Below are 25,895 nucleotides of genomic sequence, written 5' to 3'. Positions count from 1 at the left end.
GTTCAGCGCACCAGCAGCGCCACCGGGAGCCGGGCGAACAGCTTCTCCAGCCGCGCCCGGCCCTGGAAGGTGTGCCCGGTGAGCCGGTCGGTCCAGGTGCCCTGCGGTAGATCCAGCACCGTGTCACCCCAGCCGGTCTCGGCCAGCGATACGCTGTGCCGGGTCGCGGCCACGATCACCTCCGGCGCGTCGCCGGCGCGGCCGCGGGCGTAGGACACCAGCTTGCCCGCCTGCTCGCCGGTCGCGAACAACGGCAGATAGGTGCCGCCGACGAAGCAGTCCGGCCGCTCCCGGCGTAACCACAGCGCATAGGCGACGATCCACATCTTCGCCGCCCCGGTGGTGTCCAAACCCGGTGTGCCCGTCAGTGATTGCAGCATGCCGGCGCGGGTGGCGAAATCCACCGGACGCCGGTTGTCCGGGTCGACCAGCGAGTCCTCCCACAGCTCGCAGCCCTGATAGACGTCCGGAATCCCGGGCCCGCACAGTTGCAGCAGTTTCTGCGACAGCGCATCCGACCAGGCATGCGGGGCCAGTTCGTGCACCAGATCGCCGAGCCCGGAACCGACCGGGCCGTCGATCACCGCATCGATCCAGGTGTGCACGGCGGTCTCGAATTCGGGGTCGGGTTCCTCCCAGGAGGTGTGCTCGCCTGCCTCGCGAATCGCCTTCTCCGCGAACCGGTGCAGCCGATCGCGTAGCCCGGGCACCGAGGCGGCGGGACGGCCGTCGGCGGGCCACACCCCGAACATGTTCTGCAACAGGAACAGTGCCGTCGCGCCGTCGGGGCCGGGGGTGAGCTCGAGCCAGGTCGCCACCGACCGCGCCCACCGCGTCGCCACCTGTGACAGCACCCCGATGCGGGCGCGCACATCCTCACCGCGTTTGGTGTCGTGGGTCGACAGCGCGGTCATGGTCGCGGGCCAGCGTTGTGCGCGTTCGCTGTTGGCGAGGTGGAACTCGTTGAGCGAATGCCCGAATCGGGCCGGGTTGCCGCCCACCTCCTGCAGCGACACCAGCCGTGCGGCCCGGTAGAACATGGTGTCCTCGACGGCTTTGGCCGTGATCGCGCCGCCCACCTGGCTGAACCGCACCGCCGCCTCGCCGCCGGCGGCCAGCGCCGCCACCAGTACCGACAGCGGCGCGGTGAGTTCGCTGTTGCGTTTTTCCACATCGGCGACCACGGCGCCGGTCATCCCGGCCAGCGGCGTGTAATCGACCCGGTACACCGGAAGGAACGCCAGCACCTCGATGGTGGCGTTGGTCAGCGCCATATCGCTGATCCCGGAGGCGTCGAAGCCGTTCACGCCCGCGTCGCGTTTGACCGCCGCCACCAGCCGCCGGATCTCCGGTGCCAGAATGCTTTCGGCCACCGCGCGCTTGATGCGGTGCTGCTTCTCGCCGATCCAGGCGCGGTCGCTGCCGTGGCCGGCGAAATGCTGGGACAACTCCGTCAGCGTCTGCTCACCGCCGGGGTCGATCAGCACCCCGCCGATATCGGCGAGCGCGTCGTAACCGGTGGTGCCGTCGATGGGCAGGGTCGCGTCCAGCGGTTCCCGGTTGGCGAGGATCTTCTCCACCAGCAGCAGCCGGTGGGGGCCGATGAGGCTGCGCAGCCGGGCGAGATAGGCCGCCGGATAGGACAGCCCGTCGGGGTGGTCGACGCGCACACCGTCGATCAGATCGTGTTCACACCAGGCCGCTAGCTCACGATGGGTGGCTTCGAACACCTCCGGATCTTCCTGACGCAGCGCCGCCAGCCCGCTCACCGCGAAGAACCGGCGGTAGCTGCACAGGCCCGCCTTCCAGCTCACCAGCCGGTAATGCTGTTTGTCGTGGATGCGCAGCGCGTTGTCGCCGTCGGTGTCGGGCGCGATCGGAAACCGCAGATCGTGCAGCGCGAGCATCGGCTCTGGACCGGACCGGTCCACCGTCAAGGCCGCCGGATCGTTCTCGCTCTGCAAGACCGGCAGCGCCAGCCGTCCGCCGGCGCCGTTGAGCGGGCTCCAGTCGATATCGAAGTAATGCGCGTACTGCGATTCCGGTCCGTGCCGCAGCACATCCCACCACCACGGGTTCTGCCGCGGATCGCCGACACCCACATGGTTGGGCACCAGATCGACGATCAACCCCATGCCGCGGCTGCGCACCTCGTCCGAGAGCGCCTTGAGCCCGGCCGGGCCGCCCAGCGCCGCCGACACCGTGGTCGGATCGGTGACGTCGTAGCCGTGCGTCGAACCGTGCGCGGCGGTCATCACCGGCGACAGATACAGATGCGAGATGCCCAGCTGCTGCAGGTATTCGGCGATGGCGGCGGCGTCGGCGAAGGTGAGCAGGTCCGGGCGCAGTTGCAGCCGGTAGGTGCTGCGCACCGGCGTCGACCGGGCCGGGCGGCGCATGGACTGTGGATCGGTGAGATGCGTGGCGGTCAGGTTCTTCTCGGTCATGTTCGTATCGGTCAGGCGGTGCGGCGGAGGACGAGCAGACAACGGGCGGTGACGGTGACGGTGCTCGCCGCGGCATAGCTGGCCTCGGCACGTCCGTCGGGTGCGGAACAATCCAGGGCGACCGACCACTCGGCGCCGAAATCGGGGGTGGGCAGGGTGAAATCCAGGGCGCTGTCGTGGGCGTTGAAGCACAGCAGGAACGAATCGTCGGTGATGCGTTCACCGCGCGGGCCCGGCTCCGGGATCCCTTCGCCGTTCAGGAACACCGCCAGCGCCCGGCCGAAGCCGCTGTCCCAGTCCGCGACCGTCATCTCCGCGCCGTCGGGGGTCAGCCAGGCGATATCGCGGGGATGCCCGCCCTCGCGCACGGCGCCGCCGGCCAGGAACCGACGGCGGCGGAACACCGGATGCGCGGTGCGCAAGGCGATCGCCGCGCGGGTGAACGCGAGCAGATCGGCGTTCTTGTGCGCCAGCGACCAATCCATCCAGGACAATGCCGAATCCTGGCAGTAGACATTGTTGTTGCCGAGCTGGGTGCGGCCCATCTCGTCGCCGTGCGCGAGCATCGGGGTGCCCTGGCTCAGGATCAGCGTGGCCAGCAGGTTGCGCGACTGGCGATCACGCAACGCGAGCACTTCCGGGTCGTCGGTGGGTCCTTCCACCCCGCAGTTCCAGGACCGGTTGTGGTTTTCACCGTCGCGGTTGCCTTCGCCGTTGGCCTCGTTGTGTTTGTCGTTGTAGGACACCAGGTCCCGGAGGGTGAAGCCGTCGTGGGCGGTGACGAAGTTGATCGAGGCGCTGGGTCTGCGCCCGGTGGCCTCGTACAGATCCGAGGACCCGGTGAACCGGGACGCGAACTCGCCGAGGGTGGCGTGCTCACCGCGCCAGTAGTCGCGCACCGTATCGCGGTATTTGCCGTTCCATTCGGTCCACAGGCTCGGGAAGTTGCCCACCTGATAGCCGCCCTCGCCGACGTCCCACGGTTCGGCGATGAGCTTGACCTGGCTGACCACCGGATCCTGCTGCACTAGATCGAAGAACGTGGACAACCGGTCCACATCGTGCAGTTCGCGGGCCAGCGTGGCGGCCAGATCGAACCGGAAACCGTCGACGTGCATCTCCAGCACCCAGTACCGCAGCGAATCCATGATCAGCTGCAAGGTGTGCGGATGGCGCACGTTGAGGCTGTTGCCGGTGCCGGTGTAATCCATGTAGTGCGCGGGGTCGTCGTCCATCAGCCGGTAGTAGGCGGCATTGTCGATGCCGCGGAAACCGATGGTCGGCCCCAGGTGATTGCCCTCGGCGGTGTGGTTGTAGACCACGTCCAGGATCACTTCGATGCCCTCGGCGTGCAGTGCCCGCACCATCGCCTTGAATTCGGTCACCGCCGCGCCGGCCCGCGCGCCCGCCGCGTACTCGTGATGCGGGGCGAGGTAGCCGAAGCTGTTGTAGCCCCAATAGTTGCGCAGGCCCTGGTCGAGCAGGATGCGGTCGTGCAGGAACTGGTGCACCGGCATCAGCTCGATCGCGGTGACGCCCAGGCCGCGCAGATGGTCGATGATCGCCGGATGCGCCAGCCCCGCGTAGGTGCCGCGCAGTTCCTCGGGAACGTCGGGGTGGGTGATGGTCATGCCCTTGACGTGGGCCTCGTAGATCACCGTCTCGTGGTAGGGCCGCTTCGGCGATCGGTCGGTGCCCCAGTCGAAGAACGGGTTGATCACCACACCGGTCATGGTGTGGCCGAGCGAATCCTCGCCGTAGGTAGAGAGCGAGCGGTGATCGGTGAACGTGCCGTCGAAGGCCTTGCCGTACGGGTCGAGCAGGAATTTGCTCGGATCGCAGCGCAGGCCGCGGTCGGGATCGAACGGGCCGTGCACCCGGAACCCGTAGCGCTGTCCCGGACCGACCCCCGGCAGGAAGGCATGCCAGACGTGCCCGTCGACCTCCTCCAGCCCGATCCGGGTCTCGGTGCCCTGCTTGTCGACCAGGCACAACTCCACCGCGTCGGCGACCTCGGTGAACAGCGAGAAATTGGTGCCGGTCCCGTCGTAGGTGGCGCCCAGCGGATACGCGCTACCCGGCCAGACACCCAGCGGTGCCGCGGCGGACGCGGGATCGGGCGAAACCATGGCAACGACACTAACGGTCGCTCGGTCGCCGCCGCTGCGGCCCTGCGCGTTAAGCGGGCGGACCGGCGGTGGCCGAGGTCGCGGGCAGCCAGCGGCGGTGGTATCCGGTGCGGCGGGCGAGGCGGGCGAGGGTGCCGAGGACCGCGCGCTGGACGGGGGCCGGGATGCCGGCGAGGTAGCCGTCCTGGAGCTCCCAGAGCATGGCGAGCGCGACGGGATTGCGCGGGACGCCCGCGCCGGTGGTTTTGCCCGCGTTGTCGAGGGCGGACCACAGCTGGAACATCTGCCAATGCCGAAGTGGCGGCCGGATCTCGTGGTCGACGACGGTATCGGGCAGCTCGCTCCAGAATTCGTGCACCGCGCGAGGTGCGGCGGTGACGGTACTGCCCGGGTCGGCGATGACCTCGCGCCCGTCGATGCGGAAGCGCAGCCGTCCGCTGCGGATGGTCCAGCTCTCGGCGATTTCGGGGTGCCAGTGTCGGCCGGCCTGCCGTTTCGGTACCGGCAGCAGATGCTGTAGCCGCAGGTAGGGGCCGTCGTCGTCGACGCCACGAGCCATCAGGGTGACGCGATGGCCGTCGCGGAAGGTGAGGGTTTCGTGCATGAAACCAGATATAAAGGTAACCTTCCTATTGTGTCAATGGGCGAAACCTCCATCTTGAAACTGCTCACCTTGGCGACCAGGTCCGTGGAACGGGAACTGAACCGCGAACTGGGCGCGATGCTCGGTGATGGCCTGCGGCCCGCGCACTACGCGGTCTTCCGGTACCTGGACCCGGCGGGCTCGCGCGTCACCGCCCTGGCCGACGCGGCGGGGATGACTCAGCAGTCCATGGGTGAACTGGTCACCCATCTCGAGCGGCACGGGCTGGTTGAACGCCGGGTCGATCCGGCCGACCGCCGGGCGCGGGTGGTGCTGCTGACCAATTCCGGGCGCCAGGCGCTCGCCCTGGCCGCTGATCGCATCGCGAGCATCGAGCGCGAACTGCGCGCTCACCTCGGGGTGGACGAGTTCGAGGCGCTGCGTGCGGGTCTCGCGGCCGTGCCGGGGGTGCTCGAGGCGCCGGAGCGGTAAGCGCAGGGTGGATGCCGCGCCGCTGGTGTTTCGCGGCGGGGGCCGACGGTCTCGCCCTGCTCGGTCCCGCCGTGGCATCAGCACCTGCTCAGATGTTAACTTGAACAGCGTTCAAGGCCGCCTGCTCGTGGCGGCACGTCCACTGTGCGAAGGATTGCTGTGGTGCTGACGCCCGACGAGATCACCGCCATCGACGCGAAACACGTGTGGCACCCCTACGGCGGGTTTCCGGCCACCACCGAGCCGCTGGTGGTGGCCTCCGCGTCCGGGACCAGGCTGCGCTTGGCCGACGGCCGCGAACTCGTCGACGGCATGAGCTCATGGTGGGCGGCGGTGCACGGATACCGGCACCCGGTGCTGGACTCCGCGCTGCTGGTGCAGTCGCAGCGGATGAGTCACGTGATGTTCGGCGGGCTCACTCATGAGCCGGCGGCGCGGCTGTCCGAGCTGCTGGTGCGGCTGACCCCGCCCGGGCTGGACAAGGTGTTCCTCTGCGATTCCGGTTCGGTGTCGGTGGAGGTGGCAGCCAAGATGTGTCTGCAATATCAGCGCGCGCTCGGCCACCCCGGGAAACGCCGCCTGCTCACCTGGCGCGGCGGCTACCACGGCGACACCTTCACCCCGATGAGCGTGTGTGATCCAGAGGGCGGCATGCACTCGCTGTGGACCGACATCCTCGCCGAGCAGGTCTTCGTGCCCGCTCCGCCGACAGACTTCGATCCCGGCTATGTCGCCGAACTCGAGCGGGCGGTGCGCGAGCACGCCGACGAGCTGGCCGCCGTCATCGTGGAACCGGTGGTGCAGGGCGCGGGCGGGATGCGCTGGCACGATCCGCGCTATCTCGGTGAACTGCGCCGGCTCTGCGACGCCAACGGCGTGCTGCTGATCTTCGATGAGATCGCCACCGGATTCGGCCGGACCGGAACGTTTTTCGCCGCCGAACACGCGGGAGTGAGCCCGGATGTGATGTGTGTCGGCAAGGCATTGACCGGTGGTTATCTGACGCTGGCCGCCGCCTTGAGTACCGAGCAGATCGCCGAAACCCTCAGCGCCGCACACGGTGGGCTCATGCACGGGCCGACCTTCATGGGTAACCCGCTGGCGTGCGCGATCGCGGTGGCATCGACCGAACTGCTGCTCTCCCGCGACTGGCAGGGCGAGGTGACCCGCATCGAAGCCGAGCTGGGTACCGGCCTGGCTCCGGCGCGGGAGTTGCCCGGCGTCACCGACGTCCGGGTGCTCGGCGCGATCGGGGTGATCGAGCTCGATCACCCCGTCGACATGCGCGCGGCCACCGATGCGGCCGTTGCGGCAGGCGCCTGGTTGCGGCCCTTCCGGAATCTCATTTATACGATGCCGCCGTTCATCAGCACTACCGGCGATGTCCAGGCGATCACCTCGGCGATGGTCGCGGCGGCCCGGGTCGCATGAGCGCTGAGGCGAGCTGATTCGGCTGTGCGGGTCGTGCCCGGCCGCTATGCGATCCAGGGCGGCACGATGGTGCCGTCCCGGTCCGGGGCGCCGGCTCGGGCGCCTGCGGGAGCGGTGACGATGGCGGTGAAACCTTCTGCACCACCGCTGATCTGGCGCAACACATCGGGCGGCAGGATGATCGTGTCGCCTGCGGCGATGACGTGATCGGCGCCGTCGACGGTGACCTCGGCGCTTCCGCTGAGGACGGTCCACACCTGTTCGGCATCGATGAAATGCAGCGGGCCGGACTGGCCGGGCGCGAGCTCGACACGCCACAGCGGGAGCGAGGCGCCGCCCTGGGTGGGGGAGGCGAGGGTGGTCATGATGCCGCCGGGGGTTTCCGTGCGGCGGGTTTCGGAGTGTCGGATGACGGTCACGGAGTTACGTCCTTAAGATAGACAACGATGTTGTCCATATAGTTAACGAGGTTGTCCATCATGTCAAGGGATGCCGGTGGCTTCGAGCTGCCACTGCGGATGCTGGCTGCCTTCCGTGCGGTCATCGACGAAGTGCACGCCGGCCTGGCCGAGCGCGGCCACCCCGATCTGCGGCCGATGCACGGCTTCGTGTTCCAGGCGATCGCGCGCAGCGGGCCGCAGGGGTGCACTGCGGCCGACCTCGGGCGGGCCCTCGGCATCTCCAAACAGGCCGCGGGCAAGCACATCGACAACCTCGAACACCTCGGCTACCTGCGTCGTGGCCATGATCCGGCCGACGCCCGGCGCAAGGTCTACACGCTCAGCGATCGCGGCATCGAGGTGCTGGACCGCTCTGCCGAGACCTTCGACCGCATCCACGCGCGCTGGTCGGCCCTGCTCGGCGCCGACCGGATGGCCGCACTCGACGCCGATCTCCGGGTGCTGGCGCCGGGTGAGCTCTTCCGGATGGATACGCCGAGCTGGTTCGGCTCGTGAGGCCGTCGCCGGTGCGTATCCGGTGGCCCCGGTCACCCTCCTGAACGCCGTTCAAGTATGGTGTTCAGCTGTGAGTACCGATCCATTGAGCTGGCTGGACGCGCGTGCTGCCGAGCGGGTGGGGGCGGGGCTGCGGCGGCAGCTGCGGGCACGGGAACCGCAGTCACCGTCCATCGATCTGGCATCGAACGACTATCTGGGGCTTGCGCGCCACCCCGAGGTGATCGAGGGCGCGGTCGCGGCCGTGCGACGGTGGGGCGCCGGTTCCACCGGATCGCGGCTGGTCACCGGGACGACCACCGAACACGAACTGCTCGAGGCCGAGCTCGCCGAATTCATGGGTGCCGAAGCCGGGCTGGTGTTCGCCTCCGGGTATGCCGCCAATCTCGGCGTGGTGACGGCGCTGGCCGGTCGTGGCTCGCTGATCGTCTCCGACGCGGGCAGTCATGCCTCGCTCGTCGACGCCTGCCGGCTGTCGCGGGCGCGGGTGGAGATCGCGCCGCACTGTGATGTCGCGGCGGTGGACCGGCTGCTGGCGAATCGCACCGAGGAACGCGCACTGGTGCTCACCGATTCGGTGTTCAGCGCCGACGGCGACCTGGCTCCGCTGGCCGAACTGCACCGGGTGACGCGCGCCAACGGTGCGGTGCTCGTCGTCGACGAGGCGCACGGGCTCGGTGTCCGTGGCACCGGTGGCCGTGGGCTGGTGCAGGAAGTGGGGCTGGCCGGGGAACCGGATCTGGTGATCACCGCGACCCTGTCGAAAGCCCTTGCCGCCCAAGGGGGAGCGGTGCTGGCCAGTGGCCGGGTGCGCGCCCACCTCATCGACGCGGCGCGCACGTTCATCTTCGATACCGGGCTGGCGCCCGCCGCTGTCGGCGCGGCCCGCGCGGCGCTGGGGATCCTGCGCGGCGATCCGGGTATCGCGCAGCGGGTGCTGGATCGGGCCGCCGATATCGCGCGGATCGCCGGTGTGCCGCAACCGGATTCGGCGGTGGTCTCGGTGGTGCTCGGTGAGGCGCAGGTGGCCTTCGAGGCCGCGCAGCAATGCCGGGCGCGCGGCCTCGACGTCGGCTGTTTCCGTCCGCCGTCGGTGCCGGAAGGGACGTCCCGGCTGCGGCTCACGGCGCGCGCGAACCTGACCCCGGCGGAGATCGAGGTCATTGCCACGGTTCTCGGCGAGGTGCTGGCCGCGGCACGGCAGGCAGCGGGCAGTCCGACGTATCCGGTCGGCGGCTGGCCCGCGACGGCGGCGCTCTCGGCGGGGCTCGTGTCGACGGTGCGGGGGTAGCGATGACGCTGATGTTCGTTACCGGAACGTCGACCGATGTCGGCAAGACCATTGTCACCGCCGCATTGGCGGCCACGGCCACGGCGGCCGGGCGCTCGGTCGCGGTGTGCAAACCCGCCCAGACCGGTGTCGCCGAGGACGAGCCCGGCGATCTGGCGACCATCACGCAACTCTCCGGCGTCACCAGCACGCTCGAACTGGCCCGCTATCCGGAACCGCTGGCCCCCGACACGGCGGCCCGCCGTTGCGGCGCACCACTGCTCACCATCGACGAAACACTGTCGGCCATCACCGAACTCACCGCCGACCTCGTCCTCGTCGAGGGTGCGGGCGGCGTGCTGGTCCGTATCGGTGAGTTCACCCTGCTCGATCTGGCGGCAAAGCTCGGCGCGCCGGTCGTGGTCGTCACCGCCCCCGGTCTCGGCACCCTCAACCACACCGAACTCACCACCCGCGCGCTGGCGGCGGCCGGTGTGGAATGCGCTGGTCTGGTCATCGGGTCCTGGCCGGACGTTCCCGATCTGGCCATGGAAACCAACCGCACCGACCTGCCGCGCGTGACCGGCGCCGAGCTGATCGGCTCGATCCCCACCGGGGCGGGCGCGTGGCCGGCGGCCGCGTTCCGGGCCGAGGCCCCCGGCTGGTTCGATCCGGACTGGGCACGGCGCCACCTGCTCGGCTGAATTGATCCGCCCGGCGGCGCTCGAGACCGGCGGGGCTACACCGACGGGCAGATCGTGTGTCTTCGGCGGGCTCGACGACATCATGCCCCGCGGTGGATGCCGGCGTGGCAGACGATGCATGGCGACGAATCAGGATCGAGTTCTTCGATTTCTCGAGCACGAGGCACTCCGGTGCAGTAACGTCGTTACTCGGTAACCGAGTTACCGGCGTGGAGAGGTCGCGCCGGGATCCTCGGTGACCGACGCACGGCGCATCCGGACCATCACGTGACCAGCGCTGGCCACCCGATGGCAGGACTCGCCAGTGCTGCCGAGCGATGCGCCGTGCACCCGCACTCGGCTCGTCGTAAGGATCTTTCATGTCACTGCTCTCCCGCCGCTCGCTGCTGACCGGGGCGGTGGCCACCGCGGCCGTGCTCGCCGGAGCCAGGATGTCCGACCCGAAGCCGGCCATCGCCGCGCGGGTCAACGGAGTTCGGCTCACCAGGGAAGAGCACCGCGTCGTGGTGATCGGTTCCGGTTTCGGCGGCGGAGTGACGGCGCTGCGGCTGGCCGAGGCGGGAGTGCCGGTACTGCTGCTCGAGCGCGGCATGCGCTGGCCGACGGGGCCGAACGCGGAGACCTTCCCGCGTGCCTCCGCACCGGACAAGCGCATGCTCTGGCATCGGTCCAGCCCGAACCTGTTCGGGCAGCCACTGGCCTTCGAGCCCTACACCGGCTTGGTCGAAGCGGTACCGGGGCAGAACATGACGGCGCTGTGCGCGGCGGGGCTCGGCGGCGGATCGCTGATCTACCAGGGCATGTCGCTGCAGCCGGACGAAGCGGTGTTCAACACGCATTTCCCGGCCGAACTCGACTGGGCCACCATGGATCGCGTGCACTACCCGCGGGTCGCGCGGATGCTCGGGCTCGCGGTCGCGCCCGAGGAGCTGATCGCTCACCCGAATTACGCCGCCGCCCGCGTCTTCGCCGACCACGTGCGCCGCGCCGGGTTGCCGCTGTCGAAGATTCCCATGCCCATCGACTGGAACTTCGCGCTGGCCGAGCTGCGCGGGGAGATGAAACCGTCCTACACCAACGGTGATGGCGCGATGGGGGTGAACAACGGCGGCAAGCACTCCGTCGACGTCACCTATGTCGCCGCGGCCGAAGCCACCGGGCGGGTGCAGGTCCGCACCCTGCACGAGGTCACCGATATCGAACGCGGCGCCGACGGACGCTGGATCGTGCACGTCGACCGCATCGACAGCACCGGCACGGTCCAGGAGAACATCGTCATCACCGCCGGGGCGCTCGTGCTTGCGGCGGGCAGCCTCAACACGACGAAGCTGCTGGTGCGCGCCGGAGCCAGGGGACTGATCCCCGATCTGCCCGATGCGCTGGGCCAGAACTGGGGCACGAATGCCGACCGCATCTACGTCTGGACCAACCCGGCCGCGGATTTCGGTCCCGCACAGGGCGGTCCGGTCGTGTACGGCAGCCTGAACTGGGCGGACCCGAACTCCGCGTGCACGCTCATCCAGGCCTCGATCCCGCCCATGCCTGTCGATCCGAAGTCGACCATGATGGTCGGCTACGGCGTCAGCGCCGGCCGCGGCGCGTTCCACTACGACGCGGCGGCCGAACAGGCGGTGCTGCACTGGCCGGTCGATGGCGATTCCTTCATCCAGGACAACCACATCGGGCCCACCGCGCACCGCATCGCCGGACCGGGCACCGCCCTGCTCGACACCAATGCCGCGTTCCCGTCCACCTGGCATCCGCTCGGCGGGGCGAGCATGGGCAGCGTCTGCGACCTGGAGGGCCGGGTGCTCGGTCAGCGCGGGCTCTACGTGCTCGATGGGGCGCTGATGCCGGGCACTACCGCCGCGTGCAATCCGTCGATGACGATCGCCGCCGTCGCCGAACGCGCGCTCGATCATCTCGTCGCCACCGATGTCGGCGCGGTGATCTGAGGCCGATCCCGCGGTGGCCTTCTCGCCGGAGGGAATATCGCGGCTCGTGCGTGCGGGCGGAATCTGCTACTTCTTGCCGTGGTCACCTGCGCCTGTGGCAGACAGGGCAGGGAGCGCATGCTGCGGCATCGTGTGGTGGAGGTGGACGGTGGCTCCGGAACCGGTGAAGTTTCGGCGATTTACTGACGCCCCCATTCTGAATCCCTATATCGCGCGGGCGGAAGCAACGCTGGAAGCGTTGAAGAAGGGTCTCGGCAACAAGAACGCCACCCGGATCACCGCGAAATACCTCGACGGTCTCGGCGGGGCCGAGATGCCGGGCACCGGAGAGATGAAGCAGCAATACAAACTCCGGGCCGCCGACGTCAAGGACTATCAGGACCAGTGGAACTCCCTCGACGACCAGATCGCCGAGATGGCCGCCGCCTCCGCCGACGTGGCCAACGAGGTCACCAAGCAGGTCGATCTGCTCGAGGACGCGATCAAGGAAGCCCTGGGCACGGTGGTCGACGATCCGCCGGACCGCCCGACTCCCGCCGAACAGGTCGGCGCGGTACACGCGATCGACAAGCTCATCGCCAAGGCCGTCGACGCCGTGTGGGACGCGTTCAACGAGCTGGACCGGCAGGCGTGGAATTCGCCTCCGGGCGGTGCGAATACCGGTGGCGGTGGTGGTGGATACGGCGGCGGTGGCGCGCCGCCGTGGACGCCGACCTTCGGCAGCAACCTGCCCGGTGATGTCTACACCGGCGGCGATGTCCCGACGACGGCGGACGCGGCACCGCTGGACGGTGGTGAGCGGACCACGGCGGAGAAGATCTACCGGCGGCTCATCGACGTCTACGGTCTCACGCCTGCCCAGGCGGCCGGGATCGTGGGCAATATGCAGGTCGAGGCCCCCGGATTGAACACCGGTGCCTATAACCCGAACGAGGGTGCCTACGGGCTGTGCCAGTGGCTCGGCGGGCGGCGCGAGAACCTGGAAGCCTTTGCCGCATCCCGGGGTAAACCGGTCGGCGACTGGGAAACCCAGGTCGATTTCATGATGCACGAGTTGCAGGGCAGCGAGTCGGCGGCGTATGCCAGGCTGCGCGCCACCGACACGCCTGCCGCCGCGGCGGCGGTGTTCGACCAGTACTACGAACGCAGCTCGGGCGAGGCGCGCGGTCAGCGGATCGCCAACGCGAACAATGTCGCGGCCACCATGGCTGCGGTGTCGGCCTGAGCCGGTTCCGATACGCGAACAGCCGATCCCCGTGCGCATTCGCTCGCACGGGGATCGGCTGTTGTCGGTTGTCGCGGGTCAGTGCATCATGACCGGCGCCTTGGGCTGCTCGCCCTCGGCGGGAGCCTCGATCTTCTTGCGCGGCAGGAAGAACGACGCGATCAGGGTGACCAGGCACAGGAACGCGGCCACCAGGTAGCTGGTGGAAAACGCCGAAGCCATGTCGTCGAGCACGATCGACTCGAACTTCGCACCCAGCGACTGGATGTATTCCAGGATCGACGGATCCGGCGGCGTGCCGGTGCGTTCGGCCTCACCGACGGCCTGGGCCGCCGACACCGGCTCCGACGCCTTGAACTGGTTGGTCAGCACCACCGAGATGATGGCGACACCGACCGAGCTCGCGATCTGCTGTGCGATGTTGAGCAGCGTGGAACCACGGGCCACCTCGTGCTCGGTGAGGGTGCGCAGCGCGGCCGTCATCAGCGGCATCATGGTGCCACCCATGCCCAGACCCAGCACGAACAGCAGACCCAGCAGCACCGGGTAGGAGGTGTGCGCATCGGTCTGCGACAGACCGAACATCGCGACGGTGATGGTCAGCATGCCGACCGGCACGATCCGGCCCACCGGGAGCTTGTCGGCCAGCGCACCCGCCAGCGGCATGGTGAGCATGGTGCCCAGACCCTGCGGCGCCACCAGCAGACCCGCCATCAGCGGGCTCTCCCCGCGCACCTGCTGGAAGTAGGTGGGCACCAGCAGCAGGCCACCGAAGAACGAGGCCGCGAACAGGAACATGGTGATCGTGGAGATCGACAGGTCGAAGTTCTTGAACAGCCGCAGGTCCAGCAGCGGATGCTTGGGCTTGAACGAGTAGAACACGAACGCGATCACCAGCAGCGCGCCGAGCAGCATCGTCGCCCACACCTTCGGCGCGGTGACGGTGCCCTCCTCCGGAATCGTGGACACACCGAACAGGAACAGCGCCAGACCCGGCGAGAGCATCAGCATGCCGATGAAGTCGAAGCTCTCACTCGGCTGCGGATCATCCTTGGGTAGCACCACGTAGGCGTAGACCAGCGAGATGGCGCCGATGGGCAGGTTGATCAGGAAGATCCAGTGCCAGGAGGCGTTGTCGATCAGCCAGCCACCCAGGATCGGGCCCAGGATCGGGCCCAGCAGCATCGGGATGCCGAGGATGGCCATCAGCCGGCCGATCCGCTCCGGTCCGGCGGCCTTGGTCATGATCGTCATGCCCAGCGGCATCAGCATGCCGCCGCCGAGGCCCTGGATCACCCGGAAGGCGATCAGCGCCTCGATGTTCCATGCCGCCGCGCACAGCACCGAACCGCCGGTGAACAGCACCAGCGCGGCCAGATACAGGCGTTTGGTGCCGAATCGGTCGGCGGCCCAACCGGTCAGCGGGATGACCGTCGCCAGGGCGAGGGTGTAGGCGGTGACCGTCCAGGCCACCGTGGAGTAGTTGGCGACGTCGAACTCGGTCTGGAACGTCGGCAGCGCGACGTTGACCACGGTGATGTCGAGAATCGACATGATGGCGCCGAGGACGACGACACCGGCGACCTTGAGGACGGCGCCGTCTATCTTGTCGGGTACCGCTGCGGCGGTATTGCCGGCGGACTTGCTCACGAGGGGTCTCCCGTCGATACGGCTGGGATGGATTGCACCGAGGCGAGTGCCCCGGAGTCGAGCACGCCGATGAGGGCGGCGTGCAGATCGTCACGCACGGTGTCGGGCAGGCGTTCGACCAGGCGGTCGATCGCGTCGCGATGGCACATCATCTGATCGCGGATGACCTCGCGGCCATGTTCGCTGAGGCCGACCAGTTTGACCCGCCGGTCCTCCGGGCTTTCGTCCCTGGTCAGCAACCCGAGACGAACGAGCCGATCCACATTGCGCCCCGCCGCGGTCACCGACAACGAGAGTCGTTCGGCAATGGTGTGGATGGGCAGCTGCTGACGATCGTCGTGGCCGAGGACGAACAGGGTGCGTGCCTGCGAGAGCGACAGATCCAGGTCGACCAAACGATCGGCACCCCCGGAGCGGCTCGCGCTGAACAGGCCCGTCAGGAAACGCTCCAGCGTCTCGCTGATTCCCAATTCACTCGTCACCGCGCGATCATAATGCGCACGCAATAGTCGCGTACAAGCGAATATTGCGCGTTTGTGTCTAACGTCACGCCTGCTGGGTGGGACGTCATGATGGTGGCCGTGCGACGTATGCGTCACGGAGCCGACGCTAGACCCGGGGTCCGACACGATCGGTGTGATATTCGCCGGAAACGCCGCTCTACCTGTGTCGATGTGGTGAGTGTCACGTTCGGCCCGCGCCGATCCAGCGGTGCTGGAACGTGCCGGGCACCGGGTTCAGCGAATCGCGTCGTCGGATCGCGGCGCGATGTCCGAGGGCGGCACCAGCCCCCACTGCTCGAGGTGCTTGCGAATCTGTTCGGCCGCGTCGATATTGAGCGGCCCACTCGTCCACATCGCGTACGGCAGGTTCAGGAAGCGGCCCTCGGTCACGGCGCGCAGTTGGTTGATGCCCGGCTTGGCGCGCAGCATCTCGACCTTCTGCGCGTAGCTCTGCATCGGATAGTCGACGAACATGATGGCGTCCGGGTCGGCGCCGGCCAGCCGCTCCCAGGACACCGCGGTCCAGGTGTCGGGGACATCGGAGAGCACATTGCGCCCACCGGCCGCGTCCAGGATCGCCTGCGGCGCACCGAAACTGCCGCTGGAGAAGATGGTGTCGCTGCCGCTGTCGAACAGGAAGATCTGCGGGGTGCGTGCGGGTTTCGGCGCGGCCGCGAGCGCGGCGAGGCGGCGATCGAGATCATCGACGAGCGCGGCGGCGCGTTCGGTGCGGCCGGTGATGGCGCCGAGATTGGTGAGGTCTTCGCGCAGCGCCGTCCACGGTTCGACCACGCCGCGCGGGCGTTCACCGGCGCGCTGGCGGCAGCTCTCGGTGAGGATGTAGGCGGCGATGCCCGCCGCCCGCAGCGAGTCGGGGGTGAGATTCTTGGATTCGTCGTAGCCGTAATTCCAGCCGGCGACGACGACGTCCGGTCCCTGCGCGAGAACCGTTTCCCGCGAGGGGGATTCGTCGGCCACGGAACGGAGCCGGTCCACGGCGTCGCCGTAGTGCTCGCGCAGCACGGTGATGTCCTGCTGCATGCTCGACACCGCGGCTACCTGATCCTGCGCGCCGAGCGCCAGCACCATCGAGATCATATTGCTGTCGTTGACGAACATGCGCTGCGCGGGAGCCGGAAAGCTGGACTCCACACCGCAATTGCGCACGGTCAGATCGCCGGTGGCCGCCTGGGGGTTGCCGCAGGCGGCCAGCGTCACCGCCAGCGCCGCCGCGCAGAGCATTCGGATCGGGTGTTTCATGGCGCCGCCTCTCGCGGAGTGATCAACAGATGGTTCTCGCCCGTCTCGGGATGCGGCACGCGGGTGGCCCGCACCCCGAACACGGCGTCGATGACGTCGGCGTGCAGCGCGATCTCGGGTGGCTCCAGCGGCTGGGCGCGCCCCTCGTGCACCACCAGCACCCGGTCGCAGTAGCGATCGGCCAGCGCCAGGTCGTGCAGCGCGGCGATCACGGTGCGGCCCAGGCGCCTGGCGTGGGCGAGCAGCTCGAGCCGGTGGGTGATGTCGAGATGATTGGTCGGCTCGTCCAGCAGCAGCACCGGAGTGTCCTGCACGAGTGCGCGCGCCAGCAACACACGCTGACGTTCGCCACCGGAGAGCCGATGCACCGGGCGGTCGCCGAATCCCGCGAGATCGACCGCGGCCAGCGCGTCGTCGACGACCGTGCGTTCGCGCGCCGAACCCGCACCCCACGGCGGCAGATACGGCGTCAGGCCGAGCGCGACCACCTCGCAGGCCAGCAGATCATCGGGCGGGCGTTCGTCCTGCGCCACCAGGGCGACAGTGCGCGCGCGGCGGCGGGGCGAGAGGGCGTGCAGGTCGTCCGGGCCCACCAGCACCCGCCCACGCCGCGGCTTCGTGAGCCCGGCGAGCGTGCGCAGCAGCGTGGTCTTGCCCGCGCCGTTCGGCCCGACGATGCCGATCATCTCGCCGGCACGGACCTCGAAGCCGACGCCGGTCAGGACCTCGCGCCGCCCGGCCCCGCAGGCCAGATCGTGCACGGCGACGACCGCCCCGCCGGTGGGGGCGCTCGCGGTCATCGAAGGCTGCGGCCGTCCAGCGGTCTCGCCGCCGCTCCGGTCGCCGGCCTCGGCCGCGGTGAACGCGCTGCTCACGACGCACCGAACCGGTAATGACGCCGGCCCATCAGGATCAGGAACGCCGGCGCGCCGATCAGCCCGGTCAACACCCCGACCGGTATCTCGGTGGGGCGCACCAGGACTCGGGTCGCGGCATCGGCGATCACCAGGAACAGCGCGCCCAGCAGCGCGCAGGCGGGCAGCAGCGTGCGATGGCGTGGCCCGACCACCAGGCGCGCCGCGTGCGGCACCACCAGGCCGACGAAGCCGATCCCGCCCGACACCGCCACCAGCACACCCACCAGCACCGCGAGCAGCACGAACAGCGCGATCCGCAGCTCACGCACCGGAACCCCGAGGGAACCGGCGGAATCGGCGCCCAGATGCAGCGCGTCCAGCCAGCCCGACGCCGCGATCAGCGCCACCGCGGAGGCCGCGACCACCGCCAGCGGCACCGCGATCTTGGTCCAGTCCGCCCCCGCCAGGCTGCCCAGCAGCCAGAACAGCACCGACTGCGCGGCCGCCGGATCGGTGCTGCGAAAGATCAGATAGCTGGTGAGCGCCGAGAATGCCGAGGCCAGCACGGTGCCGGTCAACACCAGCCGCAGCGGGGTCAGCCCGCCCTGGGTCACCGCGATCATGAACACCAGCGCCGCCGCCGCGAACGCGCCCATCAGCGCGCCACCGGACAATGCCCAGATCCCCGCCCCCGCGAACACACCCGAGGTGATCACCGCCGCGGCACCGACCCCGGCGCCGGAGGACACGCCGAGCAGAAACGGGTCGGCCAAGGGGTTGCGTACCAGCGTCTGCATGGCCGCACCGGCCAGCGCCAGCCCGGCACCGACGATCGCGGCCAGCACGGTGCGCGGCACCCGCAACTGCCAGACGATGGTGTCCAGGCCGGGATCCGGCGGAATCCGGCCTCTCAGGCGGTGGGTCAGGACCTCGACCACGCCCGATACCGGAAGCGATTCCGCGCCGAATCCGGTGGCCAGCACCATGACCGCGGCCAGCGCGGCCAGCAGCAACGGGACGACGACAGCGGTGCTGACACGAGTCATCGCGCACGCACCATCGATGAACAGCGCTCCACAGGCAAGTCGCGGCCTCTCCAGAGTTCGTCCGGTGGGGGAGGTCTGACTCGCGCCCGCAGTGGGCGCTCACAGTGGCGCGACCGTCCCGGATTTGCACCGGATTCCCGCACCCACCGAGGGTGAGGCCGAACTCTACCGATCGGTCCGGTTCGCCGTGGCGCCGGGTCGCGGCGATGGCAGAGGTTCGCGCGCCGTGCCTACAGTGAAAATATGTCGCCGCTGGACGATCCACACCCGTCCACTGTCACCGACTGGGACGACGCGCGACGGCGGGCCCGATTGGCCGAGACCCGGCTCGGGCACAACTGGACGACGTTGCGCCGCACCCGGTTGGTGTTGTCGCGGGTCGGTGCGCTGGTGCTGATCGTGCTGATCGGCATGGTCCAGTACTGGGTACACGATGTCGCGCCGGAGCGGGCGCGGCTGGCGGGCACCGAGCCGTCGCTGCTGCCGATCTCCGCGCCCGCCGATCCGGGGGACTGGGATACCGCCGTCGTCGACATGGTCGGTCTGGGCGGTCTCAACGCCTCCGACACCGCCGAGGCGCTGCCCGCACTGGCCACGATGGGCGTGGTGTGGGCGATCCGCTACGACAATCGCGGTATCGACACCAAGGTGATCGCCGATCTGATCATCCGGGCCGCGGTGATGTCCGGGATCCGCAATATCGTGCTCACCGGCCACAGCATGGGTGGGGTGATCGCGCTCGAGGTGGGCCAGCACATCCACACCGGCAGCGAGCTGCGCCTGGTCGCGGTGCTGCTCGACTGCACCCCGCTCGACCTCGACGCGGTACGACCCGACAAACGCGGCCGCGGCCAGGACATGGTGCGCTGGATGGGCTGGCTGCCCGGTGCCAGGGAGAGCCGCACGCTGCGCCTGACCGTCGAAACCTATGCGCGCCGGGAACGTTTCGTCGACCGCGAGGGCGTCCCCGGTATCCGCGTCGCCGAGTTGGGTGACGTGGTGGCCGAAGTGCTGCGCGACAAGATCTTCAACCCCGACGCCGCCAGCAACGGCCTGATCGAATCCCAATTCCTGGCCATCGTGGCCGGTGGTTCGGCCGACAACCTGCGCGCGCTGTCCGAGCCCGCCGACGGCAAGCCGCGTCCGGCGATCGTGTTCATCCGCCCGCACGACGCCCACCGTGACGACGTGGTCGACGTCGAACGCACCCATCAGGTGCTCATCGACGAGGTCGGCGGCGTGGACGGCGCGCTGCTGGTGGTGCTGCCGCACGGCACCGGCCACGCCAATCCACGGCAGCGCCCGCACGAGTACAACACCGTGCTCGCCCAGCAGGTGCAGCCGTTCGTGGAACGGTTCGAACAGCAGAGCGCCGACCGCGTCGACGCCGGACGGTGAGCCCGAGTTCGGATCACGGTGCCGTTAACGGTGTTCGGCGGCGGGCCCGGATTGTTGAATTCCGGCATGGCTCGACCTCGTATCTCCCGCACCGGCCCGCGCGGCCGCACCGCCGCCCTCCTGCTCGCCGCGGTATCGTTCGCGACGTTCGCGCTGACCGGATGTGCCTCCGACACGACGGAGGCGGGGTCTGTCGTCGACGGGCCGCTGCCCACCGAGGTGCCGCCGGGCACCAAGCTCGTCCTCGCCGACCAATCCGAACTGCTGCGCCATCAACTGCTGCTCTCGGGTGAGCTGGACAAGCTGCCGTTCGAGGTCGAGTTCGCCAACTTCGTCGGCGGGCCGGCCATCCTGGAATCGTTCCGCGCCGGGGCCGCCGACGCCGCCTGGGTCGGCGACGTCCCGCCCATCCACGCCCTCGCCGCGAAACAGGACGTGCCGATCGTCGCGGCGGCGCAGATCGATCCCAGCGCTTTGCGATTCGCGGTGGCGCCCGGTGTCTCGGTACGCACCGGCCAGGTCGATCTCGCGCCGCTCAATGAACCCAACACCACCCGGTTCCTGCGCACTCCGGGCACCTCGCTGATCCCGGCCGAGGAAACCGAGGGCACCTACCCGGGGCTCACCTATCTGTACGCGCGCCGCGAGGTGGTGCGTGATCCGGCCAAGGCCGCCGCGGTGCGGGCGCTGGTGGCCGCGTACGTGCGGTCGTGGCAGTGGGTGAACGAGCACCGCGGCGAATGGGGGCAGAAGTACTACGTGGACAACCAGAAGGTGAGCCTCGACGACGCCACCCGCATCGTGGAATCGCGTGGCACCATCACCTTCCCGCATCTGGACCAGCAGCTGATCGATCGCCAGCAGGCCACCATCGACGTCATCGACGCCGCCGGCGAACTGCCGCGCAAGGTCGACGCCGCCGACGGCATCGACCTGCGATTCGACGCCGTCATCACCGAAACCGTCGGCCAGGTCGGCGCCGGCTTCGCACCCGGGAGCAACTGATGGCGGTCCATACCGCACGCGCGGGCGTCGTCGGACGGGTACCGCGCACCGCATCCACCCCCGCGCTCGCCGCACGCAAGCGCACCCGCCGCACGCTCGGTCCGGGCCGGGCGATCCCGTTCGGCGCGGCGCTCGGACCCGCGCTGCTGATCGCCGCGTGGATCGCCGGGTCCGCCTCCGGTGCGCTCGACCCGGAGACGTTGCCCGCGCCGTGGACGGTCGCGCAGACCGCGGGCGAGCTCATCGCCGACGGCCGCCTGCAATCCAACCTGCTCACCTCGCTGCAACGGGCCGGGATCAGTCTGGTGCTCGGCGTGGTCATCGGGGTGGTGCTCGCCTTGATCGCCGGGCTCAGCCGCCTCGGTGAGGCACTGGTGGACGGGCCGATCCAGATCAAACGCTCCATCCCGACGCTGGCATTGATCCCGCTGTTCATCGTGTGGTTCGGCATCGGCGAGCAGATGAAGCTCATCGTCATCACCACCAGCGTGCTCATCCCGGTCTACATCAACACCCACGCGCATCTGCGCAGCGTCGACGCACGCTATGTCGAACTCGCCGAGACGGTGGGCCTGTCGCGGACGGCGTTCATCCGCACCATCGCCCTGCCCGGTTCGCTGCCCGGGTTCTTCACCGGGCTGCGGCTGGCCGTCACCATCTCCTGGCTGGCGCTGGTGGTGGTCGAACAGGTCAACGCGACCAGCGGCATCGGCTATCTGATGACCCAGGCCCGCACCTACGGCCAGATCGACGTCATCGTGGTGGGCCTGGTCATCTACGGCCTGCTCGGGCTGCTCGGCGATCTCGCGGTACGCACCGTGGAAAGGAAGGCGCTGTCATGGCGGCAGACTCTCGGCGACTGAACCTCGTCCGGGCCCGCGCGCTCACTCGCGGCTTCGGTGAGCGGGTGGTTCTCGACGGCCTCGATCTCGATATCGCGCGCGGCGAATTCGTGGCGCTGCTGGGCCGCAGTGGCTCCGGGAAGAGCACCTTGCTGCGGGCGCTGGCCGAACTCGACGACGGTGTGCCCGGCTCGGGGAGTTGTCGGTGCCCGCGGAAAAGGCGGTGGTGTTCCAGGATTCGCGGCTGCTGCCGTGGACACGGGTGCTCGCCAACGTCACCCTCGGGCTGCCCGGGCCCGGTGCCGCCGACCGCGGCCGGGACGCCCTCGCCGAAGTCGGCCTGGCCGGCCGGGAGAAGGCGTGGCCGCGCGAGCTGTCCGGTGGTGAACAGCAGCGGGTGGCGCTGGCCCGTTCACTGGTGCGCGCACCGGCCCTGCTGCTGGCCGACGAGCCCTTCGGCGCGCTCGACGCGCTCACCCGGATCCGGATGCATGCGCTGTTGCGTGAGCTGTGCGCCAAGCACACTCCGGCCGTGCTGCTGGTGACCCATGATGTGGACGAGGCGGTGTCGCTGGCCGATCGCGTACTCGTCCTGGAGGCGGGGCGCATCGTGCTGGACCGCCGCATAGATTTGGAACACCCACGCCGGCACAGCGATCCGGCCTTCGCGCAGTATCGAGAGGAGCTGCTCGGCGGGCTCGGTGTCGAGCCGCAGGCAGCGCAGGTGAAGCAGGCGTCATGACCGAGCAGCGACAGTTGAGTCTCAACGCGTTCATCTACCCGGCCGGCCATCACGAGGCGGCCTGGCGGCATCCCGACAGCGGCGCCGACCGGATCTACGACGTGTCCTATTACCAGCAGATCGCCCGCACCGCCGAGGCCGCGACCTTCGACGCGGTGTTCTTCGCCGACGGGCCCGCCCTGCGCACCAACGTGGAGTTCAATGCCGCGCCGGGGCTGGAGCCGATCACGCTGCTCACCGCGATCGCCGCGGCGACAACGCATCTCGGGTTGATCGCGACGGCCTCGACCACCTACTACGAGCCCTACAACCTGGCGCGGCTGTTCTCCTCGCTCGACCACATCTCCGGCGGCCGCGCGGGCTGGAACATCGTCACCACCGGAACCGAGGCGGCGGCGGCCAACTTCGGTCTCGACCGGCACCCCGATCATCGCGAACGCTATGCCAGGGCACGGGAATTCGTCGACGCGGTGGTCGCGCTGTGGGACAGCTGGGAAGACGACGCGATCGTGTTCGACCGCGCGGCCGGACGCTACGCCGACCCGGACAAGATCCACCGGATCGACTTCGACGGCGAATACCTGCGCGTGCGTGGCCCGTTCAGCTCCGCGCGCACGCCGCAGGGCTATCCGGTGCTGGTGCAGGCCGGTGCGTCCAATGACGGCCGCGCCTTCGCGGGCCGCTACGCCGAGGCCATCTTCACCGCGCACCAGCGGCTCGAGGACGCGCAGCGGTTCTACCGCGACATCAAGGAGCGGGCGCGCGGCTTCGGCCGCGATCCCGAGCACGTCAAGATCCTGCCCGGCATCAGCCCGTTCATCGCCGACACCGAAGCGGCGGCGCGGCGGCTGGAACGGGAGTTCAACGAGCTCACCGTGCCGGAATACGGTCTGACGCAGCTGGAGAGCATCGCGGGCAAGAGCCTGCGGCATCTGGCGCTGGACGAGCCGGTGCCGTACGAATTGTTCGCCGATGCCGGCGACGTCACCGATAACGCCCAGAGCCGCCTGCAAGTGGTGGCGGGAATCGTGGAGCGGGAACGTCCCACGGTGCGTGGACTGCTGTATCGACTGGCCGGTGCGCGCGGGCATCGGGTCGTCGCCGGAACACCGGAACAGGTGGCCGACACCATCGAAGAATGGTTCCGCCACGGTGCGGCTGACGGATTCAATGTGATGCCGCCGTATTACCCGGGCGGGCTCGAGGTGTTCACCGAGACCGTGGTGCCGATCCTGCGTGAGCGCGGGCTGTTCCGCACCGAATACCGCGGGACCACGTTGCGCGATCACTTCGGGTTGCCGCGTCCGGAGAGCCGGTTCGCGCGACGGCCCGCACTGGCCCGGTGAGCGCCCGATAGCCATCCGGCTCCGAGCGGGCCGGCGCGCGAGCACTGCGCCGGCCCGCTCAGCGCACGCGTGAGCCGAGCAGGTGCCGGATACCGCCGACGAACAACTGCAGTCCGAAATCGAAACGGGCTGTGGGGTCGATGGATTCGGTCTGCTCGAGCGGTGACGCCGCGTCGGCGAGTGCGCCCGCCGAATCCATCTGCATCCGCGACTGCTCGTCGACGGTGTGCCCGAGCACGTAATACAGCAGCGTGAACGCCGCCAGTTCGGCCTCGGCGCGCGGCATGCCCGCCCGGATGGCGGCGCCGGCGAAACGCTCGCGGCCCTTGCTGGTGGTCAGCCGCGAGGCGTAGGTGGCCGAGACGAGTTCGGCGCCGTCACGGTAGGCCAGCAGGCAGTTGCGCAGCCGGTGCGCGAGTTCGGCGAGCTGGCCCGGCCAGTCGGTGGCCGTCAGCGGATCCTCCATGGGCGCGAGGATGCGGTCGGCCACCGCGCCGAGCAGGGCCTGCTTGTTCGGGAAGTGCCAGTACAGGGCGCCCGGCTGTACACGCAACGATCCGGCCAGGCGACGCATCGTGAGGTCGGCGAGACCGTATTGGTCGAGGATGGCGATGGCGCCGTCGACCACATCGGACCGGTGCAGTTGCACGCTGGAACCCTCCCGTCGTGTTGTGTCTCACTCTCGAGCTAGCCTATCCTGAACACCGTTCAAGTTGCCGGGTCGGTTCAGTGTGCACACTCCTTCCAGTGTGAACGCCCTCTCGATCGGCCGTCGACGGCCGCGCCCCGGCCGGATGAAAGGGATTCGTGCAGTGACCCAGGCACCCGTGACCACCGACATTCTGGCCATCGCCCGCGAGCAGGTGCTCGAGCGCGGCGTCGGGCTCACCCAGGAGCAAACTCTCGAGGTACTGAAGCTCGGTGACGACCGGCTCGAGGACCTGCTGGCATTGGCCCACGACGTGCGGATGAAGTGGTGCGGACCGGAGGTCGAGGTCGAGGGCATCATCAGCCTCAAGACCGGCGGCTGCCCGGAGGACTGCCACTTCTGCTCCCAGTCGGGCCTGTTCCAGTCGCCGGTGCGCGCCGCCTGGCTCGACATCCCGAGCCTGGTGGAGGCCGCCAAGCAAACCGCCAAGACCGGCGCCACCGAATTCTGCATCGTCGCGGCCGTGCGTGGCCCGGACGAGCGGCTGATGGCCCAGGTCGCCGCCGGTGTCGAAGCCATCCGCAATGAAGTCGACATCCAGGTCGCGTGCTCGCTCGGCATGCTCACCCAGGAACAGGTCGACCAGCTCGCCGCCATGGGCGTGCACCGCTACAACCACAACCTGGAGACCTCGCGCTCGCATTTCCCCAACGTCGTCACCACCCACACCTGGGAGGAGCGCTGGGACACCCTGCGCATGGTGCGTGCGGCCGGCATGGAGGTCTGCTGCGGCGGCATCCTCGGCATGGGCGAAAGCCTGGAACAGCGCGCCGAATTCGCCGCCAACCTGGCCGAACTGGAGCCCGACGAGGTCCCGCTGAACTTCCTCAACCCGCGCCCGGGCACCCCCTTCGGTGACCTCGAGGTGCTGCCTGCCGCCGATGCGCTGCGTGCGGTGGCCGCGTTCCGGCTGGCGCTGCCGCGCACCATCCTGCGCTTCGCCGGCGGCCGCGAGATCACCCTCGGCGATCTCGGCGCCAAGCAGGGCATCCTCGGCGGCATCAACGCCGTCATCGTCGGCAACTACCTGACCACGCTCGGCCGCCCCGCCGAGAGCGACCTCGACTTGCTCGGCGAGCTGAAGATGCCGATCAAGGCGCTCAACGACACCATCTGACGGTCGGCGGTCATGGAGATGGACGAGCGCTACAACCCGTTCACCGGCAAACGGATCGTGCCGGGCCTCGACGACCCGATCCCGAAGGCCGCCGAGCTGGGTCTGGAGCCGCCGCGGTTCTGCGAGCACTGCGGGCGCAGGATGATCGTGCAGGTCAACCCCGACGGCTGGTGGGCCAAATGCTCCCGGCACGGGGTGACCGATTCGAGCAGCCTGGAGCGCCGCTAG

23 protein-coding genes, 1 pseudogene and 1 riboswitch are annotated in these 25,895 nt (G+C 69.2%); of the genes and pseudogenes, 14 read left to right on the top strand and 10 right to left on the bottom strand.

Translation table 11 applies throughout. The features are described from left to right. Positions 1–2: 2 nt before the first annotated feature. The 3 genes from treY to AC5W7N_RS22785 are packed head-to-tail and all read right to left on the bottom strand — an operon-like array spanning position 3 to position 5,180. A complete protein-coding gene (gene treY, locus AC5W7N_RS22795) occupies positions 3–2,399 on the bottom strand; it encodes a malto-oligosyltrehalose synthase (RefSeq protein WP_163816558.1) in 2,397 nt (798 codons plus the stop codon). 59 nt (positions 2,400–2,458) lie between these two features. Further along, on the bottom strand, positions 2,459–4,576 hold the full coding sequence (gene glgX / locus AC5W7N_RS22790) for a glycogen debranching protein GlgX (RefSeq protein ID WP_495922120.1): 2,118 nt from the start codon (positions 4,574–4,576) through the stop codon (positions 2,459–2,461). Between the two features lie 49 nt (positions 4,577–4,625). Continuing rightward, positions 4,626–5,180, bottom strand: a complete 555-nt coding sequence (locus AC5W7N_RS22785) for a cupin domain-containing protein (RefSeq protein ID WP_163816533.1) — start codon at positions 5,178–5,180, stop codon at positions 4,626–4,628. Positions 5,181–5,216: 36 nt separating this feature from the next. Between AC5W7N_RS22785 and AC5W7N_RS22780 the strand changes: the two genes are divergently transcribed. Together AC5W7N_RS22780 and AC5W7N_RS22775 are read left to right on the top strand one after the other, a co-directional pair. Continuing rightward, the gene (locus tag AC5W7N_RS22780; protein WP_163816531.1) at positions 5,217–5,651 is read left to right on the top strand and encodes a MarR family winged helix-turn-helix transcriptional regulator; all 435 of its coding nucleotides are present in this window, start codon (positions 5,217–5,219) and stop codon (positions 5,649–5,651) included. 159 nt (positions 5,652–5,810) lie between these two features. Further along, positions 5,811–7,082, top strand: coding sequence for an adenosylmethionine--8-amino-7-oxononanoate transaminase (locus AC5W7N_RS22775; protein ID WP_195021046.1), 1,272 nt, complete (start codon positions 5,811–5,813; stop codon positions 7,080–7,082). A gap of 44 nt (positions 7,083–7,126) precedes the next feature. On the opposite strand, the gene AC5W7N_RS22770 is transcribed toward AC5W7N_RS22775, so the two are convergent. Then, complete coding sequence (locus tag AC5W7N_RS22770) at positions 7,127–7,501, bottom strand: cupin domain-containing protein (RefSeq protein ID WP_194990782.1); 375 nt, start codon at positions 7,499–7,501, stop codon at positions 7,127–7,129. Between the two features lie 60 nt (positions 7,502–7,561). On the opposite strand from AC5W7N_RS22770, the gene AC5W7N_RS22765 reads away from it, so the two are divergent. From AC5W7N_RS22765 to AC5W7N_RS22745, 5 genes are all read left to right on the top strand, one after another. Then, positions 7,562–8,038 (top strand): MarR family winged helix-turn-helix transcriptional regulator, encoded by a 477-nt coding sequence (locus tag AC5W7N_RS22765; RefSeq protein WP_163816525.1) that lies wholly within the window; start codon positions 7,562–7,564, stop codon positions 8,036–8,038. A 70-nt stretch (positions 8,039–8,108) separates the two neighbouring features. Then, a complete protein-coding gene (locus tag AC5W7N_RS22760) occupies positions 8,109–9,329 on the top strand; it encodes an 8-amino-7-oxononanoate synthase (RefSeq protein ID WP_324197422.1) in 1,221 nt (406 codons plus the stop codon). A gap of 2 nt (positions 9,330–9,331) precedes the next feature. Next, positions 9,332–10,012, top strand: a complete 681-nt coding sequence (gene bioD, locus AC5W7N_RS22755; protein ID WP_195021044.1) for a dethiobiotin synthase — start codon at positions 9,332–9,334, stop codon at positions 10,010–10,012. Positions 10,013–10,371: 359 nt separating this feature from the next. Further along, on the top strand, positions 10,372–11,967 hold the full coding sequence (locus AC5W7N_RS22750; protein WP_195021043.1) for a GMC oxidoreductase: 1,596 nt from the start codon (positions 10,372–10,374) through the stop codon (positions 11,965–11,967). Between the two features lie 148 nt (positions 11,968–12,115). Beyond that, the gene (locus tag AC5W7N_RS22745) at positions 12,116–13,192 is read left to right on the top strand and encodes a phage tail tip lysozyme (RefSeq protein WP_163816519.1); all 1,077 of its coding nucleotides are present in this window, start codon (positions 12,116–12,118) and stop codon (positions 13,190–13,192) included. Positions 13,193–13,270: 78 nt separating this feature from the next. Here the strand turns inward: AC5W7N_RS22745 and AC5W7N_RS22740 are convergent, their stop codons facing one another. The 5 genes from AC5W7N_RS22740 to AC5W7N_RS22720 all read right to left on the bottom strand — a co-directional run bounded on the left by AC5W7N_RS22740 (position 13,271) and on the right by AC5W7N_RS22720 (position 18,508). Beyond that, a complete protein-coding gene (locus tag AC5W7N_RS22740) occupies positions 13,271–14,842 on the bottom strand; it encodes a DHA2 family efflux MFS transporter permease subunit (RefSeq protein ID WP_195021042.1) in 1,572 nt (523 codons plus the stop codon). Further along, the gene (locus AC5W7N_RS22735) at positions 14,839–15,324 is read right to left on the bottom strand and encodes a MarR family winged helix-turn-helix transcriptional regulator (protein ID WP_194990702.1); all 486 of its coding nucleotides are present in this window, start codon (positions 15,322–15,324) and stop codon (positions 14,839–14,841) included. Before AC5W7N_RS22735 ends, AC5W7N_RS22740 begins: the two co-directional genes overlap by 4 nt. A gap of 255 nt (positions 15,325–15,579) precedes the next feature. Then, positions 15,580–16,605, bottom strand: coding sequence for an ABC transporter substrate-binding protein (locus AC5W7N_RS22730; protein WP_195021041.1), 1,026 nt, complete (start codon positions 16,603–16,605; stop codon positions 15,580–15,582). After that, complete coding sequence (locus AC5W7N_RS22725; protein ID WP_324197421.1) at positions 16,602–17,480, bottom strand: ABC transporter ATP-binding protein; 879 nt, start codon at positions 17,478–17,480, stop codon at positions 16,602–16,604. Before AC5W7N_RS22725 ends, AC5W7N_RS22730 begins: the two co-directional genes overlap by 4 nt. Then, complete coding sequence (locus AC5W7N_RS22720) at positions 17,477–18,508, bottom strand: FecCD family ABC transporter permease (RefSeq protein ID WP_195021040.1); 1,032 nt, start codon at positions 18,506–18,508, stop codon at positions 17,477–17,479. The genes AC5W7N_RS22725 and AC5W7N_RS22720 overlap by 4 nt, the downstream gene beginning before the upstream one ends. Positions 18,509–18,559: 51 nt before the next feature. Next, positions 18,560–18,686, bottom strand: a riboswitch (cobalamin riboswitch). Positions 18,687–18,751: 65 nt separating this feature from the next. Between AC5W7N_RS22720 and AC5W7N_RS22715 the strand changes: the two genes are divergently transcribed. The 5 genes and pseudogenes from AC5W7N_RS22715 to AC5W7N_RS22695 all read left to right on the top strand — a co-directional run bounded on the left by AC5W7N_RS22715 (position 18,752) and on the right by AC5W7N_RS22695 (position 23,841). Next, on the top strand, positions 18,752–19,906 hold the full coding sequence (locus tag AC5W7N_RS22715; protein WP_195021039.1) for an alpha/beta fold hydrolase: 1,155 nt from the start codon (positions 18,752–18,754) through the stop codon (positions 19,904–19,906). A 66-nt stretch (positions 19,907–19,972) separates the two neighbouring features. Further along, positions 19,973–20,911, top strand: a complete 939-nt coding sequence (locus AC5W7N_RS22710) for a type 2 periplasmic-binding domain-containing protein (protein ID WP_495922119.1) — start codon at positions 19,973–19,975, stop codon at positions 20,909–20,911. Beyond that, positions 20,911–21,774: an ABC transporter permease gene (locus AC5W7N_RS22705; protein ID WP_163816509.1), complete on the top strand. Its 864-nt coding sequence runs from the start codon at positions 20,911–20,913 to the stop codon at positions 21,772–21,774. The genes AC5W7N_RS22710 and AC5W7N_RS22705 overlap by 1 nt, the downstream gene beginning before the upstream one ends. Further along, a pseudogene (locus AC5W7N_RS22700) lies at positions 21,750–22,495 on the top strand (ABC transporter ATP-binding protein). The gene AC5W7N_RS22705 and the pseudogene AC5W7N_RS22700 overlap by 25 nt, the downstream one beginning before the upstream one ends. After that, complete coding sequence (locus AC5W7N_RS22695) at positions 22,492–23,841, top strand: LLM class flavin-dependent oxidoreductase (protein WP_163816507.1); 1,350 nt, start codon at positions 22,492–22,494, stop codon at positions 23,839–23,841. The pseudogene AC5W7N_RS22700 and the gene AC5W7N_RS22695 overlap by 4 nt, the downstream one beginning before the upstream one ends. A gap of 58 nt (positions 23,842–23,899) precedes the next feature. Here the strand turns inward: AC5W7N_RS22695 and AC5W7N_RS22690 are convergent, their stop codons facing one another. Beyond that, entirely contained in the window at positions 23,900–24,490 is a 591-nt protein-coding gene (locus AC5W7N_RS22690; RefSeq protein WP_195021037.1) for a TetR/AcrR family transcriptional regulator C-terminal domain-containing protein, read from the bottom strand. Between the two features lie 163 nt (positions 24,491–24,653). On the opposite strand from AC5W7N_RS22690, the gene bioB reads away from it, so the two are divergent. Both bioB and bsaP read left to right on the top strand, forming a co-directional pair. Then, entirely contained in the window at positions 24,654–25,667 is a 1,014-nt protein-coding gene (gene bioB / locus AC5W7N_RS22685) for a biotin synthase BioB (RefSeq protein WP_194990708.1), read from the top strand. Positions 25,668–25,679: 12 nt separating this feature from the next. Then, positions 25,680–25,895, top strand: a complete 216-nt coding sequence (gene bsaP / locus AC5W7N_RS22680) for a biotin synthase auxiliary protein BsaP (protein ID WP_163816500.1) — start codon at positions 25,680–25,682, stop codon at positions 25,893–25,895.

This window comes from Nocardia sp. CDC519 (assembly GCF_059509835.1).
This window is presented reverse-complemented; position numbering and strand designations above follow the sequence as displayed.

Bases quoted from the DNA above. Each gene is read 5' to 3' on its own strand.
- AC5W7N_RS22730 (WP_195021041.1), bottom strand. From the start codon at position 16,605: ATGAAACACCCGATCCGAATGCTCTGCGCGGCGGCGCTGGCGGTGACG.
- bsaP (WP_163816500.1), top strand. From the start codon at position 25,680: ATGGAGATGGACGAGCGCTACAACCCGTTCACCGGCAAACGGATCGTG.
- AC5W7N_RS22695 (WP_163816507.1), top strand. From the start codon at position 22,492: ATGACCGAGCAGCGACAGTTGAGTCTCAACGCGTTCATCTACCCGGCC.
- AC5W7N_RS22715 (WP_195021039.1), top strand. From the start codon at position 18,752: ATGTCGCCGCTGGACGATCCACACCCGTCCACTGTCACCGACTGGGAC.
- AC5W7N_RS22705 (WP_163816509.1), top strand. From the start codon at position 20,911: ATGGCGGTCCATACCGCACGCGCGGGCGTCGTCGGACGGGTACCGCGC.
- treY (WP_163816558.1), bottom strand. From the start codon at position 2,399: ATGCGCCGCCCGGCCCGGTCGACGCCGGTGCGCAGCACCTACCGGCTG.
- glgX (WP_495922120.1), bottom strand. From the start codon at position 4,576: ATGGTTTCGCCCGATCCCGCGTCCGCCGCGGCACCGCTGGGTGTCTGG.
- AC5W7N_RS22780 (WP_163816531.1), top strand. From the start codon at position 5,217: ATGGGCGAAACCTCCATCTTGAAACTGCTCACCTTGGCGACCAGGTCC.
- AC5W7N_RS22750 (WP_195021043.1), top strand. From the start codon at position 10,372: ATGTCACTGCTCTCCCGCCGCTCGCTGCTGACCGGGGCGGTGGCCACC.
- AC5W7N_RS22765 (WP_163816525.1), top strand. From the start codon at position 7,562: ATGTCAAGGGATGCCGGTGGCTTCGAGCTGCCACTGCGGATGCTGGCT.
- AC5W7N_RS22785 (WP_163816533.1), bottom strand. From the start codon at position 5,180: ATGCACGAAACCCTCACCTTCCGCGACGGCCATCGCGTCACCCTGATG.
- bioD (WP_195021044.1), top strand. From the start codon at position 9,332: ATGACGCTGATGTTCGTTACCGGAACGTCGACCGATGTCGGCAAGACC.
- AC5W7N_RS22710 (WP_495922119.1), top strand. From the start codon at position 19,973: ATGGCTCGACCTCGTATCTCCCGCACCGGCCCGCGCGGCCGCACCGCC.
- AC5W7N_RS22720 (WP_195021040.1), bottom strand. From the start codon at position 18,508: ATGACTCGTGTCAGCACCGCTGTCGTCGTCCCGTTGCTGCTGGCCGCG.